The sequence below is a fragment of the Oligella ureolytica DSM 18253 genome (assembly GCF_000373745.1).
Taxonomy (GTDB): domain Bacteria; phylum Pseudomonadota; class Gammaproteobacteria; order Burkholderiales; family Burkholderiaceae_B; genus Oligella; species Oligella ureolytica.
The window spans coordinates 1-19,965 of record NZ_KB892295.1; the positions used below are offsets into that span (position 1 = coordinate 1).

The 19,965-nt window shown below is 44.1% G+C and carries 16 protein-coding genes; 8 read left to right on the top strand and 8 right to left on the bottom strand.

The annotated features are described in order from the left end of the window. Positions 1-283 (top strand): integrase core domain-containing protein (locus B092_RS0105510; RefSeq protein ID WP_018574253.1); only part of this gene is annotated, 283 nt, incomplete at its 5' end. Between the two features lie 3 nt (positions 284-286). Here B092_RS0105510 and B092_RS0105515 read toward each other — a convergent pair. From B092_RS0105515 to B092_RS0105550, 8 genes are all read right to left on the bottom strand, one after another. After that, positions 287-661, bottom strand: a complete 375-nt coding sequence (locus B092_RS0105515) for an HNH endonuclease family protein (RefSeq protein WP_018574254.1) — start codon at positions 659-661, stop codon at positions 287-289. Further along, positions 648-1,997 (bottom strand): AAA family ATPase, encoded by a 1,350-nt coding sequence (locus B092_RS0105520; protein ID WP_018574255.1) that lies wholly within the window; start codon positions 1,995-1,997, stop codon positions 648-650. The genes B092_RS0105515 and B092_RS0105520 overlap by 14 nt, the downstream gene beginning before the upstream one ends. A gap of 137 nt (positions 1,998-2,134) precedes the next feature. Continuing rightward, positions 2,135-2,941 carry an OmpA family protein gene (locus B092_RS0105525; protein WP_018574256.1) on the bottom strand — a complete coding sequence of 269 codons (807 nt, stop codon included), beginning with the start codon at positions 2,939-2,941 and terminating at the stop codon, positions 2,135-2,137. An 84-nt stretch (positions 2,942-3,025) separates the two neighbouring features. Next, positions 3,026-7,420, bottom strand: a complete 4,395-nt coding sequence (locus B092_RS0105530) for a YadA-like family protein (RefSeq protein WP_018574257.1) — start codon at positions 7,418-7,420, stop codon at positions 3,026-3,028. A 57-nt stretch (positions 7,421-7,477) separates the two neighbouring features. Beyond that, entirely contained in the window at positions 7,478-9,028 is a 1,551-nt protein-coding gene (locus B092_RS0105535) for an ESPR-type extended signal peptide-containing protein (RefSeq protein WP_018574258.1), read from the bottom strand. Between the two features lie 594 nt (positions 9,029-9,622). Then, positions 9,623-10,411, bottom strand: a complete 789-nt coding sequence (locus B092_RS0105540; RefSeq protein ID WP_018574259.1) for a MetQ/NlpA family ABC transporter substrate-binding protein — start codon at positions 10,409-10,411, stop codon at positions 9,623-9,625. Between the two features lie 111 nt (positions 10,412-10,522). Continuing rightward, the gene (locus B092_RS0105545) at positions 10,523-11,182 is read right to left on the bottom strand and encodes a methionine ABC transporter permease (RefSeq protein WP_018574260.1); all 660 of its coding nucleotides are present in this window, start codon (positions 11,180-11,182) and stop codon (positions 10,523-10,525) included. Beyond that, positions 11,179-12,195, bottom strand: coding sequence for a methionine ABC transporter ATP-binding protein (locus B092_RS0105550; RefSeq protein ID WP_018574261.1), 1,017 nt, complete (start codon positions 12,193-12,195; stop codon positions 11,179-11,181). The genes B092_RS0105545 and B092_RS0105550 overlap by 4 nt, the downstream gene beginning before the upstream one ends. 390 nt (positions 12,196-12,585) lie before the next feature. Between B092_RS0105550 and B092_RS0105555 the strand changes: the two genes are divergently transcribed. From B092_RS0105555 to B092_RS14685, 7 genes are all read left to right on the top strand, one after another. Further along, on the top strand, positions 12,586-13,596 hold the full coding sequence (locus tag B092_RS0105555) for an ABC transporter substrate-binding protein (protein WP_018574262.1): 1,011 nt from the start codon (positions 12,586-12,588) through the stop codon (positions 13,594-13,596). A gap of 97 nt (positions 13,597-13,693) precedes the next feature. Continuing rightward, positions 13,694-13,978, top strand: a complete 285-nt coding sequence (locus tag B092_RS0105560; RefSeq protein WP_018574263.1) for a hypothetical protein — start codon at positions 13,694-13,696, stop codon at positions 13,976-13,978. Next, entirely contained in the window at positions 13,965-14,972 is a 1,008-nt protein-coding gene (locus tag B092_RS0105565; RefSeq protein WP_018574264.1) for an ABC transporter substrate-binding protein, read from the top strand. The genes B092_RS0105560 and B092_RS0105565 overlap by 14 nt, the downstream gene beginning before the upstream one ends. A 24-nt stretch (positions 14,973-14,996) precedes the next feature. Next, positions 14,997-16,004, top strand: coding sequence for an ABC transporter substrate-binding protein (locus B092_RS0105570; RefSeq protein WP_018574265.1), 1,008 nt, complete (start codon positions 14,997-14,999; stop codon positions 16,002-16,004). A gap of 66 nt (positions 16,005-16,070) precedes the next feature. After that, positions 16,071-16,925, top strand: coding sequence for an ABC transporter permease (locus B092_RS0105575; protein WP_018574266.1), 855 nt, complete (start codon positions 16,071-16,073; stop codon positions 16,923-16,925). Then, positions 16,925-18,208, top strand: coding sequence for a quaternary amine ABC transporter ATP-binding protein (locus tag B092_RS0105580; protein ID WP_018574267.1), 1,284 nt, complete (start codon positions 16,925-16,927; stop codon positions 18,206-18,208). The genes B092_RS0105575 and B092_RS0105580 overlap by 1 nt, the downstream gene beginning before the upstream one ends. 170 nt (positions 18,209-18,378) lie before the next feature. After that, positions 18,379-19,953 (top strand): class I SAM-dependent methyltransferase, encoded by a 1,575-nt coding sequence (locus B092_RS14685; protein WP_160115313.1) that lies wholly within the window; start codon positions 18,379-18,381, stop codon positions 19,951-19,953. The last annotated feature ends 12 nt before the right edge of the window (positions 19,954-19,965 follow it).

Here is a 19,965-nt window from a genome sequence, read left to right on the forward strand (position 1 = left end):
ATCATCAGGCTTTGCCTCCTTAGATGACACCAGAGCATGGGTCTTACGCTTTGTGCAATGGTACAACACTGTGCATCGTCACAGTCAGCTTAATTACGTAACACCACAGCAACGCCATGAGGGCAAAGACCGTGAAATACTAGCAAAGCGGCACAAAGTGCTAGCGAATGCCAAAAGAGATAATCCAATGCGCTGGGGTTCACGTGCAGTAAGAAACTGCACCCCTTTAGGTGTCGTCACGTTAAATCCGGAGAATGATTTAAGAGTAAAAAAAGCAGCTTAAAATTTATGCATGAGTGACAACTATCTTGACAAATACCGCTGTCTCACATTCATCCATCAATGGCGTCAGTGGCAAACGTTGATTTTTATGGGTAAAATCACACTGATCTCTGGTAGTACAACTAGCAATGATGTTATTAAAATCAAGTGTTCGATTAGGTGCTAAATCTTGTGGTTCAATATGCTCATTCAAGGTGTCTATATTCTTACCTGTTATTTGCTTGCAGCAATAAGCACAAAGGTAAAACTGTTCTGCTGTGCACGCTTCGCGAATATCCTGCCTTAGCTTTGGCGACAGATTACCATACATTGCATTAGGCGATTTTTGTTTAAATAATGTCAAACTGCCAGGCGTTTGCTGTTTATTAATTTTTCTCACCACGTAACTCCTGTTTACGTAGCAATAAACGAGCTTTTATCAACTCAATGTTCTCCGCTGAGTTTTCTTGAATAAGCTCTTCTTCGAGCTCAGTAAGTAGCTCCCTGGCTTTTTCTAGCTTATTATCCTGAATTAAATCCAATAAATTATTAAGATCTGCATCTATTTTAATATTACGGCTTGGCGTATCCATTGCTGAAATCAACACGGTATTTACATCTAGACCATATTGAGAAGGAAGTTGACTTAACTCACCATTATCGAGTGAGTAGACCAACATATTTTTACTATCACTAATCACTAATGGTGAATGTGTGGTCAGCACAAACTGACAGTTTGGGAAAGTCGCCGTCAGGCGTTGAATAATTTTTCGCTGCCATTGAGGATGAAGGTGTAAATCAACCTCATCAATTAATACGATACCATCTCCCTCTAATGGATTATCCAAACTCGGATTCATCATGGCCAAACGTCGTGCAATATCTCCTACTAAGGCCATTAATGATTTCTCACCCTGAGATAGCTGCAATACATCAAGCGTTTCACCATTCTTATCCACAGACATGTGCAAGCGGGGCTTCCTGCGGACTCGGAGATTGCTAAACTCAGGAATAAAATGATTTATTGCTGTACGCACTGCTGTGAGCTGTCTGTCTTTAGATGAAACAATTAATTTATTTAAAGTTTTCCATAAAATGTGATCTTGTCCATGTTTTTCTTGTACTTGATCGAGCACATCCTGAGAGACACTAGATTCATTTTCACTATCTTCCCGCTCTCTAAACCACTCAAAGAATCGACGAAAGTCAACTCCCTGAGTAAGCGAGTTATCATAACCATCTAATTGCAAAAAACTATGTCTGCCACGAATTTTAAGTGGTACATCCAGTACCACTCGCTCTACAGAATAAAATGCAATCAGTGGTAAACTACTATCATCATCAGCTGTAAATTTTTCACGATAAATATTTGCTAAGCGAGTAGCATCTGCAAGACTCGAAGAGAAAGTTGATTTTTTTCCTTGCTCTGTTTTAGCTAAAGCCCATGAGTAGCTATTTTCTTGTTCATCAACGATCTCAATCGTTGCCTGAGCAGATGGTCCATACTTGGAAATCACGATTTCAGGAAAAGAAGTGCCATTGCCTTTTTCACTGCGCATACGTGCAACAAACCAGCTTAAATTGGTCGCTAAGGCTTTAAGAATCGAGGTTTTGCCAGCGCCATTATTACCAATAAATACAGTTACCTTGCCTTGCACTTCCTCCGTAGGAGCAAATTGCACGGTTAAGTCTTGGAAACGTCCAAAGTTTTGTAAATGCAGGCTACGAATATCCATCAGTATGACCCTAGTTTTTTGACATAACAGTATAACGTAAGCATCCGCTAAATAGCCACCCACACAACAAAACAGCTCCTCAATCCAAATCGAATTGAGGAGCTGTCTCTGCTAATACCTACTGGACGTTAGTTAAACTATTTAACGAGTCCTGAGCCATTAACCGTTACTTCAACACGGCGGTTAGGTGCTAAGCAAGCAACTAATTCGTTGCGGTTAGCATTTTCACACTGAACCACTGGTTGGTTCTTACCCAGACCTTGGGCGCGGATTAGGTGCGAAGGCACGCCTTCTTGAACTAAGAGCTGACGTACAGCTTCAGCACGGCGCTGAGATAAACCCATGTTATAAGCATCAGAACCTAGGCGATCGGTATGACCATAAACAACTACTTCGTTAAGCTCATCAAAGCTACGAAGCTCATTGGCTAACCCACTGATACGCTGACGACCATTTTGCGATAATGTTGCTTGGTCAAAAGCAAATAACGCATCCGACGCCACGGTATAGCGCTGTGGACCCGAACCCGGAGGGCAAGCAGCACTTGCTGGATCGACAGGCTTCCAGAAGAAGCTACGAGTATAAACGTCACGGTCAAATAATACCTTGAACTGACATGTGGTCACATCGTTAGTACCCTGACCCGGTGTATGGAAATGGAATAAGTAATCCCACTCACGTACAGCGATGATACCTTCACCAAAGTGCGGACGACCAAGCAAATAGTACAGCTGGTCTTTCGTCATACCTGCTTTAACTTCTTTTAAAGACTCAAGATTTGGGAAGGTACCCATGTCATTGTGGTGATTTACACGCTCAACGTTTGGCCAAACGGGTTCATCGGTTGTGCCGTCAGAGTGCACCTTACTCACATTACCGCAAGCCACCAATGCCAAAGAAGCGGCTACTGCAGCCAAACTTGCTTTATATTGAAAAAATTTCATTACTTTATTTTCCTAAATGGTTAAACCTTGTCCGAAACGGAGCAGTCTACTGACTGCCCCAATTCGTATTACGTTAATGTGAGATTACCACTGATAACCTACACCAGCACCGTAGGTCACGTCACCACGGCTGTTACCAGCCACGGACCCCTTGATAACCCACTTGCCGTTATCAGAGACAGTTGATAGACCCGCTGCGTAGCCAGACTCACCACGGTGACCTGCACCCGCTACTGCAAACATGCTCTTGCCTGGTAAGTAGGCCTGAGGTAAGTTAGCCATTGCTGCAGCAGATGCTGTACCGGCACGTGCTTCACGGTCGACGCGTCGGATATCACGGCTGAGGCTATTAGCCACTGTGCCTAACTGGTTCATATTAACCACATCGGTACCATCAACGCCTGGAGCGACGTTAGTGATGCGGTTACCACCCATATTGATATGCGTGTTCTCAGCAATAGCCACTGAACCTTCGTTAACAATCATGGTGCCACCGCCAGCGTTAAAGTTGTTGGTAGTCACACTAGTTGCAGTAACTGTATTGGTTGTAATACCACCTTGGTTAATAACAGTCTGGTTGTTCTTATCACCACCGATTGTGATGGTTTCACCAACTTGGATGTTATCGCTGAGGTTAAATGCCACGGTACCACTATCAGCTGCGTGTGTAATGACAATGTTCTTGTCATCATTCACTAAGCTCACTTTGTCACCTGCTTGAACCTGAGTATCATTGCCTTCAGCGCTAAGCGTCCAACCCTGATTCAGGATATCAAGTGCATCACCGACGTTATTAACCACTTTATCCTGATTACCTACAGTGTAAGTCGGTGCACTAACGGTACCGTCGGAATTAACCGTAGAGCCACCACCGAAGGCATCGGCTACAGACTGACTGATCTCCTTGATCTGGCCACCATTAATCGCATCCTTACTACCATCAGCGATGATGCCATCGGCAACGTTTTGAATCTTATTGCCACCCACATCAACCTTATCCGCAGTAAATGCCAAGTCACCGGTAGGTCCACCAACAATCGTTAAGCCTGTATCACCTAAGTGAACATTATCACCGACCTTAACGCCGCTATCATCCATCACAGTCTGACCTGCAGTAACCGAATCAACCACTAGGTTAGGATTAACTGAGATTTCAATGTTGACATTTTTGTCTTCTTTAGGCTTCTGCTCGATGATGATATTGTCACCAGCAACAAGAGTTAACTGGTCACCCGGTAAAATAGACTCAGGACCACCTGTACCAGTACCTGCACCAGGAGCTGAACCTTCACCACCTGACTCACCTGGAGTACCAGAACCTACGTCGATCTTCCAACCTTCAGCTAACTTATTGATGGCTGAGTAGACATCCTCAAACTCTTCACCATTAATCTCATAAGGAGTGATCGTAAGACCGCCAGTCTCTGGGTCAAAAGCAGCGTTACCACCGAAGACTTTCGCAAGTGAATCACCTAAAGCCCACAACTGGCTACCGTTGATCGCATCAGTACTATCTTCACCGATTGTGCCTGGTGCAACATTAGTGATTTTATTACCACCCATGTCAATGCCATCCGGTTTAATGAAGACCGTATTAGGCAATTGAACACCGCTTGCATCAACAAAACTCAAGCCATCACTGTTGATGAGCGTACCACCGGCATTAACGCTGGTTAGTTTAAGGTTCTGGTTCAAGGAGAAGTCAATGGTTGTGGTATCACCGTCCTGTTTGGACTCAACCAGCAGATTTTCATCAGCGGGGTTTTTCACACCAATATCCACGATATCTCTGGCCTGAATAGCTGAACCATCCGTATTTCCACCAATGGTGCCATCAGACTTGACGGTCCAACCCGTGTTCAACTCTTTAATGGCATCACCCACTGTATTGAACTCTTGGTCAGCATTGCCAACCACATAAGTTGGCGCAATCAAAGTGCCATCTAGGCCAATCGTTGCTTCACCACCAAAGACTTCAACCACACCTTTCAGCTGGCCTACATTAACTGCGTCTGTACTGTTTGTACCAGCAGCCAGATTGCTAATTTTGTTATTACCCATATCAATGCCATACGGTTTAATAGCAACCGTATTTGGCAATGGTTCACCTGATATTAGATTAATAAAACTCAACCCATTAGCGTTAATTACTGTGCCACCTGCGGTCACACTGTCCAAATCCAGGTCACGGTTCAGTTTCACTGCCAGCTTGGCATCATCATCAGTACCAGTCTGCTCGATGGTGATGTTGCTGTCACCCGTGAAGTCAACCGTACCGTCAGGGCCAATATTGGCCGAAGTGGTGCCGTTGTTGGAACTGACGTTCCAACCTGCGTTGGCCGTTGCATTGACTTGCTTGATCGCATCATGAATAGTGTCTTCACCCGTACCACCAATATCGGTGAAAGTGATGTCACCACCGGTTTGCGAGGCATTGCCACCGTAGCTATTCACGATCTCATCGGCCAAGCTGTTCAGCTGACTGCCGTTGACTGCGTCTTTGCTGATCGGGTTAATATCGCCTGGGGCCACATTGGTGATTTTCAAATCACCCGCGTCAATGCCCGCTGTCGTCACGCTTGGACCACCATTAATGGTTAAGCCATTGTTGTTAAGCACAGTGTCGCCGATAGTCACACTGCCTGATGAAGTCAAATCAAGAGCATTGCTAAGTGTATAAGTAATCTCATCAGCATCAGCAGGTTTGGTAACACTTAAATTACTGTTTCCAGTTTTGAAATCAACCGTTTCACCTGGTAAAACATTTGTTGGATTATTACCTTGAGCACTTACTTTCCAACCTTGACCGACATAATTCAGAGCATCTTGAACGGTAGTGTATTTATTACCCTGCACGGTCAAACCCGCCGTAACAGTATGCGTCTCTGGACTATAGGAGGATGTTCCACCCAATGCTTTGGCCACGCTCTCACCTGCCGTATCTAGATTATTGCCTAACGCATCAACTGCTTTGTTTGTTTGGAATAATTGGCTGCCGTTAATTGCATCCGTGCTCTGTGCACTGATGTGGCCAGCAGCAACGTTAGTAATAGTACGCTTTTCTTCGTCATTACCTACACTCACAGTAGCGATCGGTTCGGTCCCTGCAAAGGTGTAAGTTTGTTTATCGATTGTATATGTCTCAAAACCCACCGCAGCTGCAGTTTTCGCACTGCTACCAAGCGCGACTGAACCTTCATGCTGCGCTTTAGCTCCATCGCCAATTGCCGAAGACGACTTAGCCCGAGCTTCGGCCTCCACACCCATCGCAAGAGCATGCTGCTGGTCTGCTAATGATCTACTACCGATAGCAATGCCTGCCGTATTACGCTCAGGATTTTGATTGTGAAGGTCAAAAAAACCTGAAACTGCACCTGTACCTAAAGCGATCCCGTCAGACGCATAGCCAAAAGCACTTGTACCACTCGCTTGAGCACTAGCCCCACTAGCACGAGCACCTGTACCACTCGCTTGAGCATTAGCCCCACTAGCACGAGCACCTGTACCACTCGCTTGAGCATTAGCCCCACTAGCACGAGCACCTGTACCACTCGCCTGTGAACTACTACCACTAGCTACAGAGTTGCTACCAAAAGCTATGGCATCGGGTCCCGTAGCGTTAGCATGAAAACCCATTGCTGAAGACTTAAGGCCTGAAGCAGTCGCATGATGGCCTAGAGCAGATGCACTATTCTCCGAGGCTCGCGCTTTGGTGCCAATTGCAATAGCATTGTCAGCGTTGGCACCGTTGGCTTTTTCTTCTGTTTGCGCATCAGTACCAATTGCGAGTGAGTTTATCCCACGGCTGTATGCCCCAAGACCTACAGCCACCCCTGCTGCATCGTCGACAATGCTACCACTTCCTAGAGCGGTGCCATCATTGCTTTTGACTAATACCTTATATCCTACCGCTGTAGCCTTCTCCGCTGAATCAATTCTTGCTGCGTGACCTATCGCCATACTATTGTCACTGTTAGGCCCAAGTGCTCCTTCACCGTTTGCGTTGGCCGAATCACCATTCGGATTCACACTGTAAAACCTTGGTTTTCCGTCAGCAATCAAAGCCTCTGCTTGTTGCAAGCTTACAGCATGGTTACCCGCCGTAGCATCTCCAACACTTATAGTATTACCCTCAGGGTTATAGTTGACGTTACCTCCTGATTCTGGCTCAAATGAACCTAGCGAAGCTTTCAGCGCTTCGAGCTGTCGCACGTTAACAGCATCATAGCCAGAGTGCCCGTCTTGCACATTAGTAATCCGGCGCGTTAACCCAGTCTCCGCATTACCTACAGAAACAGATGTTCCTGAGAAAGCTTGACCTGTTATACTGCCTGCTCCACTTACATTTGAAGCAAACGAATTATTACCCAAAGCAATATTACCTTCCTTCGCTTGAGCACCTACACCTAATGCGACAGCAGTCGTTTCTGCTTTAGCCGCATAACCAACTGCCACTGCATCAGTCTTGGCTACAGACATACCCCCAATAGCGGTAGCATGATTTATTGAACCTCCATTCTTATTAGCCTCGAAACCTTAAGAAACGTTGCGTTCCCCATTCAAAAATGTACCAGCTGATGTACCAATGGAAACCTGTTGACTTTGACTGGAGTTTGAACCTGCACCTACACCAATGGCAATCATTTCATTACCATCCATGTTCTGTCCAGCATTTTTTCCAATTGCGATGAAAGAATGACGTTGTCCGGGATCATTTACTTCTTCGTCCGTTCCATCACCGGCGCTAGTGCCCAGTGCAATTGAGTCATTCGTAGCAGCTGTAGCCCCAGTACCAGCGGCAAAAGAATTGCCACCTGCCGCCACAGAGTCACCAATCGCAATACTATTTGCACCCGAAGCTAAAGCACTCGCACCTAAAGCCGCTGCATTAGCAGCTTGAGCTTTTGCATCATCACCTAAAGCCACTGAACTCGTACCACTCGCCATGCTCATACGACCAATAGAAATCGCACCAGCACCCCCTGCGCCTACTTCAGAGCCACCCGCTACCGCACCCTGCCCCAAAGCAATGGCGCCCACTCCTTCTTCAGTAGTAGTCGCTCCTGCAACCGAGTCACCATTTTCATCTTTACCACCACCACCAGCAGCAAAGCTATAGTTACCTTCTGCCTTAGCGTCAGGGCCAATTGCAACAGAGTCATCACCAATTGCTTGTGCATCATCGTCCACGGGAGTCCCTGCAGTGGAATTAGCGCGGAAGTATTTAATACCTTCGGCCTCTTCACCAAAGAAAAGGTTGTGAATCTGACCACCGGTGACAGCATCTTTAGAGTCTTCAGCAATAACTCCAACGCCGAGATCGGTAATTTTTTGATCATTTAATTTGGCGCCACCACTTAAGGTCGTCAAGCCTGACACACCTAAGGTGCCATCAACAATTGCTTGGTTAGCAACCTCTAGACTACCTGCCTTAACTAAACTACTTGCGGTGACACTTGTTAAGCTAATGTCTTGCTTTAAATCAGTTTTAAAGGTGTTATTATCTGCGTTATATTCGACGGTCGTATTGTTACCATCAGCTAGTGTTAGGGTTTCACCTAGAGTTAACGGGTCTGCCGTACCTTCATTAGCACGAACTTGCAAGCCCTTATTTACTTGTTCTTGTACACTATGCAGTTGACCACCAGTGACTGCGTCTGTAGAGTTTACGCCGATAGTTCCATTAGCCAAATTAGTGATTTTCTCACCACCTAAATTAGCACCCTTTAAATTTGTAGTCCCCGTGACAGTTAAAAGACCAACGTTAGCAACGTTGGTCACATTTAAGCTCTCGGCACTCACAGCACCAGAAAATGCTCCTGTGCTAGTAGTCAGTCCAGTATTACTCAATGTTGTAGTAGTTGCCTCAGTCTCATCTTTGAAGACAATTTTAGTCCCTACGACTGGATCCCCCACCCCAACCGTGATAGTCTCCTGCGCATGCGCAGTCGTTCCCAACACAGCAGCAAGAATAGCACTAGCTAATAAAGCCGAACTACTACGCTTACCTTTCGCCTTAGTGTTTTCTGAAACAGCAACATATGTCCCTGTTTGCTCATTCCATATGCTTTTATAAATTTTATTCACGATAAATTTCCTGATTAAAAAAGTCATGCAAAATATGGAAACACTTTGCATTAACGACAAGTAAATAGATAAAACCGAACAGCCCACCCTGCGAATATTTATTTCATTCTGTAACGGCTTCCAGTCGACTAACTAATATTTTTTTACATTGTATTACAGAAAAATGATATATTTTTCATATACTTTTCTATTAATCTTCAATTATTGTCAAATACATCACAATTCATTACCTTATGTATCATAAATAAGACTATGAATTACAATAGCTTACATAAAAACAGTACAAGCCGCAAAGTTCAAAGAAACTTGTAAATGCTCACTATTACTCAATTTTTTATACATAAAAGCCCGTGAAACTCATGCTTCACGGGCTTTTGTGCTCACTCTAAATTACAAAACTGACTATTTACTGAAGTTGTGCTGATAAAACACAATTAACACTATTTAACAAAAACAAGTAAAAACTCATACTCCGCTAGGCCTTTTATCACAATGGCCAGACAAAAAAACTCCCACCAGACCTAAGCCCTATGGGAGTTAGTTCTGCTTAATGACTTATCAATTAAGCAGGTAATTTAAAAAAACGACGATTATTTAGAACGCTGGAACCACTGCACCTTCATACTCAGATTCGATGAATTTCTTCACTTCTTCGCTATTTAAGGCCTTGATGAGCTTTTCTACACGAGGATCGTTTTCATTACCCGCTTTAACTGCAACTAGGTTTGCATAGGGTGACTCAGCACCTTCAATTAAGAGTGCATCTTCTAGCGGATTTAAACCCGCTTCAAGTGCATAGTTGGTATTAATCAAAGCCAAGTCCACGTCTTCTAAAACACGCGCTAGGGTAGCGGCTTCAAGTTCAGTGAACTTTAACTTTTTAGGATTTTCAGCAATGTCTCTTGAAGTAGCTAATAAGTTCGTCGGGTCCTCTAATTTGATGATGCCGTTTTGCTCTAATAATAAAAGCGCACGCGCACCGTTAGATGGGTCGTTAGGGATAGCGACGCGAGCACCTTCTTTTAGCTCGTCAATTGAATCGATCTTTTTAGAGTAAGCCCCAAAAGGCTCAACGTGCACAAGCGCCACGCTGACTAAATCCGTACCACGCTCCTGATTGAAGCTATCCAGATAGGGCTTATGCTGGAAAAAGTTCACATCAATTTGACCATCCGCTACTTGCTGATTAGGCTGTACATAATCTGTAAACACCTTAATATCCAAATCCACACCCGCTTCTTTAAGCGTAGGCTGAACATGCTCAAGAATCTCAGCATGTGGTACCGGTGTAGCGGCAATACTTAGCTTATCAGCAGCCAATGCCGGTTGAAAGGCAACAGCCGCAGTTAATGTGAGGGCAGAAAAAATTGAGTTTAATTTCACGACATATTCTCCGATGATATTGAATAGTTCAATAATATATAAAAACCAGTAAAAAAGCCATATAAACAATCAGTTATATAACCCTTGGCTATATTGATATGTTCATAAAGGTTATTTTCGATTCATCTTAGCGACTAAGCGATCGCCAAACATCTGGATCACCTGCACCATCAATACTAAAATCACAACAGTTATCAACATCACCTCGACTTGATAGCGCTGATAACCATAACGAATCGCAATATCACCCAAACCGCCACCACCAACTACACCACTCATGGCCGTGTAGCCGATTAAGGTAATCGCGGTCACGATCACAGCACTGATAATGCCTGTCGTAGCCTCTGGTAATAAGGCATAAAACACCGTTTGTCGCGGTGTTGCGCCCATGGCTTTACACGCCTCTGAAATACCCGGCTCCAATTCTCGTAAAATATTTTCGACTAAGCGGGCAAAAAATGGGGCAGCTCCTACAACTAATGGCGGAATAGATCCCGGGACACCCAATGCCGTTCCCATTATCATGCGCGTAAAAGGGATCAATACAATCAGCAAAATCAAAAATGGGATCGAACGCAGGACATTGACCACCAAAGACAAGACCTGATAAACCGGTTTATTAGCCAATAGCTGCTTATCACTACATAAAAACAAATAGATTCCCAAAGGCAAACCGATCACTACCGTAAACAGCAAAGACCAACCGGTCATCATCAAGGTATCGATGGTCGCTTCACCAATTAAGCCCCAATCAACTCGTTCAAAATTCACGACTTTAATACCTCATAAGCTACATTATTATTAGTTAAAAACTCGGTCACTTGCGCTTGTTGAGTCGCTTCATCCTCAATGGACACGACCAATTGACCATAAGCGATATCTTTTAACTGTCCAACCGTACCCTGCAAAATACTCACTTGGACATCCAATTCTTTAGATAAACGACTGATAAGCGGCTGAGCAGTTGTCGCACCCCGATAACTTAAACGTAATACGTGAGCGCCGGAATCAGCGACAAAACGCTTCCACGCTTCGGCGTCTACCCCGCTACTTTCATTTAATAATGACTGAGTTGTTTCATGCTGAGGGTGTAAAAACACATCGATCACCTCACCCTCTTCAACCAAATGACCGTGATCCAATACGGCGACTCTATCGCAAACACTACGAATCACATCCATACTGTGAGTGATCAGGACAATCGTAATTCCTAAGCGCTGATTAATATCCATTAATAAGGCTAAAATCGACTGCGTGGTCTCAGGATCGAGCGCGCTCGTCGCCTCATCACATAAAAGCAATTGCGGATTATTAGCTAATGAACGAGCAATACCTACCCGCTGCTTTTGGCCACCGGATAGTTGTGCCGGATATTTGTGCGCATGCTCGGTTAAACCGACGATTTCCAAAAGCTCCATCGCACGCTCTTCGCGCTCTTTTTTGCCCACACCAACTAGGCGCAAAGGCAGACAAACGTTATCGAGTACTGTACGTGAGCTAAGCAAATTGAAATGCTGAAATACCATGCCGATACGATGACGTAACTCGCGAAGCTTCGTACCGCGATAGGCAATAATATCCTCTCCGTTAAGATAAACCTTGCCGCTGCTCGGTTTTTCTAACAGGTTTAACAGACGAATTAAGGTGGACTTACCAGCGCCTGAACGACCAATAATGCCGTAAATCGAACCGCGTTCAATTCGTAAATTGACATTATCTAATGCCGTATGGACTGGCCTACCTTTACTCTCGTAATGCTTATATATATTTTCCAGACGAATCAAGGGCTTTTCCAAAAATTTCTAAGACTAAATATTGTAAACAATTTAGGCTCTGTTGATGGTTATAAACGGGTTTTAGAAATGCATAATTAAGCGCTGAGAGCTTTATGACAGTTAGATGACCAACTTTCAATTTGAAATGAAATTTGCCAGATGGAAATAGATGGGTTATGCTTATAGCCCTATAAAACTTCCTCTGTGTACTTGTAGTTATATTAAATTGATTTAGTATTCAATTAGTTTAACCACAGTAACAGTCAATTTTGAGATTAATTTCTCTGTCTTTGTATTGACGACATTAGTGTTGTCGTTTTCCGCAAAAACTCTTTGGCGTACGCAGTTACCTACGAATTTATTTGTATGAACAATGTAAGACTTAAGGAGCTTTTCACAATGCCTATTTATAAAAAACAAGTATTAGCCTCTCTATTATCAGCGGCCGCACTGTCTTTTGGTGCCGTATCGACCGCAACAGCAGCTGAGCCCACATGTGAAGTTGATCGTACCATCAACTTTGGTGGCATGAGCTGGGAATCCAACCTCGTGTTAACCGATGTACAGCGTCTCATTTTAGAAAATGGCTACGGTTGTAAAACCGAGGTGCTACCAACAGAAACCCTTCCTGCATTAGCCGCTCTAGAGCGTGGCGATCTGGATGTAAATACCGAAATTTGGCTAAACAGCATGGGCAAGATTTGGGATGATGCAGAAGCCCGCGGTAAGGTGATTCGTTCCGGCGATTTATTCCTTGGTGGCGAGGCTTGGTTCATTCCTAAATATACACAAGAGCGTCTTCCAGAATTAAAAACGGCTGCTGATCTCATCAAATTTAAAGATGAATTCCAAGATCCCGAAGACCCTAATAAAGGGCGTTTCTACGGTTGTCCTGCCGGTTGGGCTTGTGAAGTAGTCAGCACCAACTTATTCAACTCCTTGGATCTGAATGACTCTTTTACTTACTACCAACCCGGAACCGGTGCAGCTCAAAAAGCCGCATTGATGTCTGAATATCGCCGTAAAAACAATATTGCCTTTTACTATTGGTTCCCTACCCCACTTGTCGGCTCATTGGATCTGGTCCAATTAGAACTGCCACCTTTTGATCAAGAAAAGCTTAATTGCTTAACCGACGTTGATTGTGAGAATCCTCAGCCTACGGCTTATCCTAGCAATCCGGTATTTGTGGCTTTAAATAAGGACTTTGCTGAAGAAGCTCCTCAGCTAAAAGCCTTCTTTGATAAAAATGAAGTACCTCTAGAGGTTATCAACGAAACCCTTGCTGAGATGGAAGATTCAGGTGACGACTCCATTGACGTCGCTAAGTGGTTCTTAGCTGAGTATCCTGAGATTTGGACCAACTGGGTGCCTGAGGATGTCGCTGAACGTGTGCAATCATCACTATAACTAGGTAGTTGCATACAAACCAAGGTTGAGTTTAAGGGCTTCGGCCCTAAGCTCAACACTGAAAAGACCAAGAAAAGAAAGTTGAAAGAGCAATAACATGCTATCTATCAAACAATCTTTATCAACGGCTACTACTTTTACTGCGTTGTACTTTAATGCAGACGGCGTTACCGTTGCAAACCAAGCCGCAGCCAATACTGATCACACCGTGATTTCTGGTGAGATGGGTGTGGATACTAGCGCCAATCTCAATCATCATTTCAATCTCTCCTCCTTGTGGCTTGAAACGACGTCACAGGCTTTGTTGTTCTTTCAGCATGTCAATACAACCGTCATTGCGACATCAATTCATAACCTGAGACTTAATCATGCTAGCTACTAAAAACCTAGTATCAATCATTATCGCAACCACCGCGCTAATCTTTGCTTCTATTAACATCGCGACTGCCGCTGAACCCCAATGTGACGTTGATCGTACGATCAACTTTGGCGGCATGAGTTGGGAATCAAATTTGGTACTAACCGATGTGCAACGCTTTATTTTAGAACATGGCTATGGTTGCCAAACCGACGTCCTACCGACAGAAACGATACCTGCTTTAGCCGCTCTAGAGCGAGGTGACTTAGATGTTAATACCGAAATCTGGTTAAACAGCATGGGATCTATTTGGGATGATGCTGAAAAACGCGGCCGTGTGATTCGTTCAACTCACCTATTCCAAGGTGGCGAGGGTTGGTTTATTCCTAAGTATGTACAAGAGCGTTTTCCGGACTTAAAGTCGGTCGCTGACTTACCAAAATACAAAGATGAATTCCAAGATCCTGAATCCCCGGATAAGGGACGCTTCTATGGTTGCCCTGCCGGCTGGTCCTGCGAAATACTCAGTACCAACTTATTTAAAGCCTATCACTTAGGCGATAGCTTCGTCTACTACCAACCCGGCACCGGTGCCGCTCAAAAAGCAGCCATCATGTCAGAGTACCGTCGTCAAAACAATATTGTTTTTTACTACTGGCTGCCCACTCCCCTAGTTGGTTCTCTGGATCTCGTGAGATTAGAGTTACCCGAATACGATGAAGAAAAATATCAATGCCTAAGTGATCCGGAATGTGTCAATCCGGAGCCTTCTGATTATCCGGACACTCCTATCTTTACAGCATTAAATAAAAAATTTGCAGAAGAAGCGCCGACCTTAAAGGCTTTTTTTGATAGCAACAAAGTACCGATAGAGGCAATTAATGCTGCGCTGGCAGAGATGGAAGAATCCGGCGATGAATCCATGGAGGTAGCTAAATGGTTTTTAAAACAATACCCGGAAGTATGGACTGAGTGGGTCCCTGATGATGTGGCAGAACGCGTGCAAGCCGCTCTGTAAAAAATGCTAAGAGGAGCTTTTAACATGTTATCTACAAAAAAATTACTATCTACTATGGTCGCTACAGCCGCTTTACTCTTTGGCACAGCGACAACCGCCACAGCCGATGAGCCGGTGTGTGAAATTGATCGCGTCATTAATTTCGGTGGCATGAGCTGGGAAAGCAACTTAATCATCGCTGATATCCAACGCTTTATTCTTGAAAATGGTTATGGATGCCAGACCGATATCCTGCCCACCGAAACGCTTACAGCCTTAACAGCTTTAGAGCGCGGTGACTTAGATGTTAATAGTGAAATTTGGTTAAACAGCCTCGGTACGCTTTGGGATGAGGCAGTAACACGCGGACATATCGTTAAATCCGGTGATTTATATGTTGGTTACGAAGCGTGGTTTATCCCAAAATACACTCAGGAACGATTCCCGGATTTAAAAACTGCCTCCGATCTCGCTAAATACAAAGACGAGTTTCAAGATCCTGAGGAACCGGGCAAAGGCCGTTTCTACGGTTGTCCTGCCGGTTGGAATTGCGAAGTGGTCAGTTTAAATATTTTCAAGGCCTTAGGCTTAGATGACAGTTTTGTCCATTACCAGCCCGGTTCTGCTGCTGCCCAAAAAGCAGCTATTATGTCTGATTATCGTCGTAAAAATAACATTGCGTTTTATTACTGGCACCCCACCCCATTAGTCAGCCTACTTGATTTAGTTGAGCTCGAATTACCTGAGTACGATGAAGATAAGCATAAATGCCTGACCGATGTCGACTGTCAAAACCCACAGGCTTCCGCTTATCCGACTAATCCCGTATTTGTCGCCTTAAATAAGCAGTTTGCTGAAGACGCCCCCCAGTTAAAAACATTCTTTGATAGCAATACGATGCCGATAGAGATCATCGGTGCAACCCTAGCAGAGATGGAAGAATCTGGTAGTGAATCAATGGAGACCGCCATTTGGTTCTTAAATAAATACCCGGAAGTGTGGACCGAGTGGGTCCCTAACGATGTTGCTGAGCGTGTTAAGCAAGCGCTCTAAGCAATTTTTTTAATGCTTAATAAAAATTAAATTACTTTTTATTTATCACTTTAAAAAATTAATACTATGTTTCCCGAAATATTTTCAGCTCGCGACGCGAGACGATCAATTGACGGCTTTGTCGACGGTTTAGTCGTCAAGTATGCAGATGCTCTGACCGCGATGTCACAGCCATTTCTCAAAACCTTAGTTTGGATTGAGATGGTTTTACGCTCCGCACCATGGTGGAGTATTGTCATTGCAGTTATTCTCTTAGCCTATTTAGCTAGTAGACGCGTTGGCTTCGCTATTGGTATGGGTTTCCTAATGTTTCTACTGGGAGCTATTGGTCTCTGGGAACAGGGTATGCAAACTCTCTCACTGATGATTATGGCCACCGCCCTCTCAGTACTAATAGGTATCCCGCTAGGTATTATCACCGGTAAGTCTAAAGCCGTTCGCTCCGTGATGCTGCCGACCTTGGACGTGATGCAGACCATGCCTAGCTTTGTTTATTTAATTCCCGTCGTGATGCTATTTGGCTTAGGTAAGATTCCAGCCATTATTGCTACCGTCATTTATGCTGTACCACCACTAATCCGTTTAACTGATTTGGGTATTAGATTAGTCGATAAAGAAGTCCTAGAAGCCTCTCGCTCTTTCGGTTCCAACTCTTGGCAGCAACTATTTGGTGTTCAATTACCACTCGCTCTGCCAAATATTATGGCTGGTTTAAACCAGACCACGATGATGGCACTCTCAATGGTGGTTATCGCTTCCATGATTGGTGCAAGAGGTTTAGGCTATGAAGTCCTCTTAGGTATTAACCGCCTAGAAGTTGGTCGTGGTTTATTAGCTGGTATTGGCATTGTGATTCTTGCCGTTATTTTTGACCGTATTACGCAAGCTTACGGTAAACGAATTCAAGCACGGAAAGCCTAATGAGTAAGATTGAAGTAAAAAACATATATAAAATTTTCGGCAAAGATCCGAAAAAATGGCTCGAACCTGTTAAACAAGGCATGAGCAAACAAGAGTTATTAGAAAAAAGTGGCCACACCTTGGGCCTCAAAGATATTAGCCTAAGCATTGAAGGTGGTAGTATTTACGTCATTATGGGTTTATCCGGTTCAGGTAAATCCACGCTCATCCGCCACTTTAATCGCTTAATTGACCCCACCCACGGACAAATCCTGGTTGATGGTGTTGATGTCATGAGCCTTAACAAAAAAGAGCTACGCGATTTCCGCCGTAAAACCATGAGTATGGTGTTCCAACGTTTTGGCTTATTACCTCACAAGACAGTCTTGGACAATGCTGCCTATGGTCTAGTCACCCAAGGCATGCCCAAAAAAGAAGCCCATGAAAAAGCCTATTATTGGCTTGAACAAGTAGGTCTAGGTGGTTTTGAAAAGCAATATCCTAATCAACTCTCCGGCGGTATGCAGCAGCGCGTCGGTTTAGCGCGTGCGCTAGCAACTGATACCGAGATTATCCTGATGGATGAGGCCTTCTCTGCTCTTGACCCACTTATTAAACGAGAAATGCAAGACCAACTCGTTGAGCTTCAAGACCGTCTAAACAAAACAATTGTCTTTATTACTCATGACTTGGATGAGGCCTTACGCCTTGGTAATCGTATCGCTATCCTCAAAGATGGTGAATTAATTCAAGAGGGTACGCCTGAGGATATTCTCTTATCACCGGAAAGTGAGTACATTGAGAACTTCCTGCGTGATGTGAATCGTGGTAAAGCACTCAATACAGAGCACGCTATTAATATGCCACCATTAAAACTCACCATGCGAGCACGTCCTGCTCATGCTTATGAGCGTATGAAGGCGTTAAATCTCAGTTTTGCACCAGTTCTGGATGGTAAGATTTTCGCTGGTATCATTAAGCTCTCCGCTGCAGAAGAGGGTATGCAGCGCGGACTTAGAGACATTTCAAGCCTCGTAGTTGAAGCAGCAACGATTTCCAGTGAAGCTAATCTAGAAGATGTACTACCTCATATGATTAAAACGGATGCCGATGAGCCAGTCGTTGTCACTACCGATGATGACGAACTAGTCGGTGTAGTTTCTCGAGAAAAAGTGGCAGAACTTGTTGCCAGTATCAGTTCTGAAGAATCGATGAGTATGTCCTCAACAAATGGCAATGGTGCTGACGCTGTGGAAACGACCCAGGTCACAGAAGCAGCAGAACCGCTTGAGGACCAAAGATAATGCAAGGCTTGCACCATTAGAGAAGTAAGTTTGGTCCATTTATAATAAATGCCCTTTGTTTATTTAGCAAAGGGCATTTTGTGTTTTAGGCGCTAATTAGTGAATAAAAATCAACATGTTAGACTATAGGCACTTCTTTTTATCCAATTTTCTATTTCTTAATGTTGCCAATGACCAAAATAGAGCAAATGGTTGAGCAAGTTGCCGAGTCTTACAATAGCTTTCCCTATGATTCTCATGCATTTAAATGGTGTTCGCCAGCCTATATTCGCGCTGCGGCCTATTTGTATGGGGTCGATTTACCTCCCGTGCAAAATGCTAGGGTGCTGGAAATAGGCTGTGCATCCGGTGGCAATAGCCTACCCTTTGCGTTTATGTACCCTGAGGCGGAAATTGTCGCTATCGATATCTCTGAAGCGCAGATTGCCCAAGGTCAGGACATTGTAAAGCGAGCTCAATTAAGCAATATTTCGATGCACACGATGTGTATGACGGAATTGCCAAATGATTTAGCACCTTTTGATTATGTGATTGCTCATGGCGTATTAAGCTGGATACCTAAACAAATGCAACCGCAACTGTTTAAAGCGATTCAAAAAAGCCTATCTCCCAACGGCGGTGCTTATTTAAGTTTTAATACCTATCCTGGTTGGCGAGCCCGCGAAACACTCCGTGAATTGATGCTTTGGCATAGTCGCGATAGTAAAGAGATACAACACAAAGTAGATAAAGCTCGCGAGGTCATTCCATTTTTAGAGGAAGGGGTTAGTTCTCATAATCTGTTGCAGCCGGCAAAAGAGTATCTAGCGACTCAATTACCCAACTGTGAAAGCCAAAATTATTATTTAGCGCATGAGTATTTGGAACTTCACAATAATCCTTTGTACTTTAAGCATATGATTGATTTTGCTGAACAAGCTAATCTACGCTATGTGGGTGATGCAGAACCCAACATAGAGTGTGCTGAATATTATCAGTTAGCTGACAACGCAGAGTTAATTAAGCTTTGCGCTAGTGCCTCCACCGCAATTGAACAGCAGCAATATCTGGATTTTGCCATTGGCCGTAGCTTTAGAAAAAGCCTATTAAGCTCAAATCAACACCCTCAGCAAGCTTTTGATCGCCCCGATTTTAGTCGTTTAGTCGATTTACTATTTGCTGCTTCATTTGAAGCACTCGACGATAACACATATACACAGGCCAAACGCTATCAAGTCCTTGATAAATACGTCGATGTGAGTTGTCCGATTATGCAAGAAATGTTAGCTTTGCTACAGCAACACTGGCCTCGACCAATTTCAGGTCGTGATTTATTTCAGCTCGTCAGCACCAAGAATCAGAAGCAATCGGAGCAAGCTCTAACACAATTATTTATGCTCTTCCCATTGGAAATGAGTCGCAGCTATGAAGACTTACCACTATGCCTACAGGACTTATATAGTGGCTTAATTCCGGGGGCGGCTACCTTAATGAGTGCACGTGCGGAAGGCAGTAGCAACATTGCCGAGTTTAATGCCTGGTATAGCAGCAGTATCGCAGAGATGGATGATGCGGAATTATTTGTGATCCAACAATTAGACACGATACGAAACCCATGGCAAGTGGCTGACGCTTTAGAACAGATGTGGCGTCAGCATAAGCAACTGCCCCAAACCAGTCAGACAATAGATAACCCTGAGCAACAAGCACCTTTATACGTACAAAGCGTCATTGATCGACTGCATAAATATGCGATTTATATTTAAATCTTAGGTGCA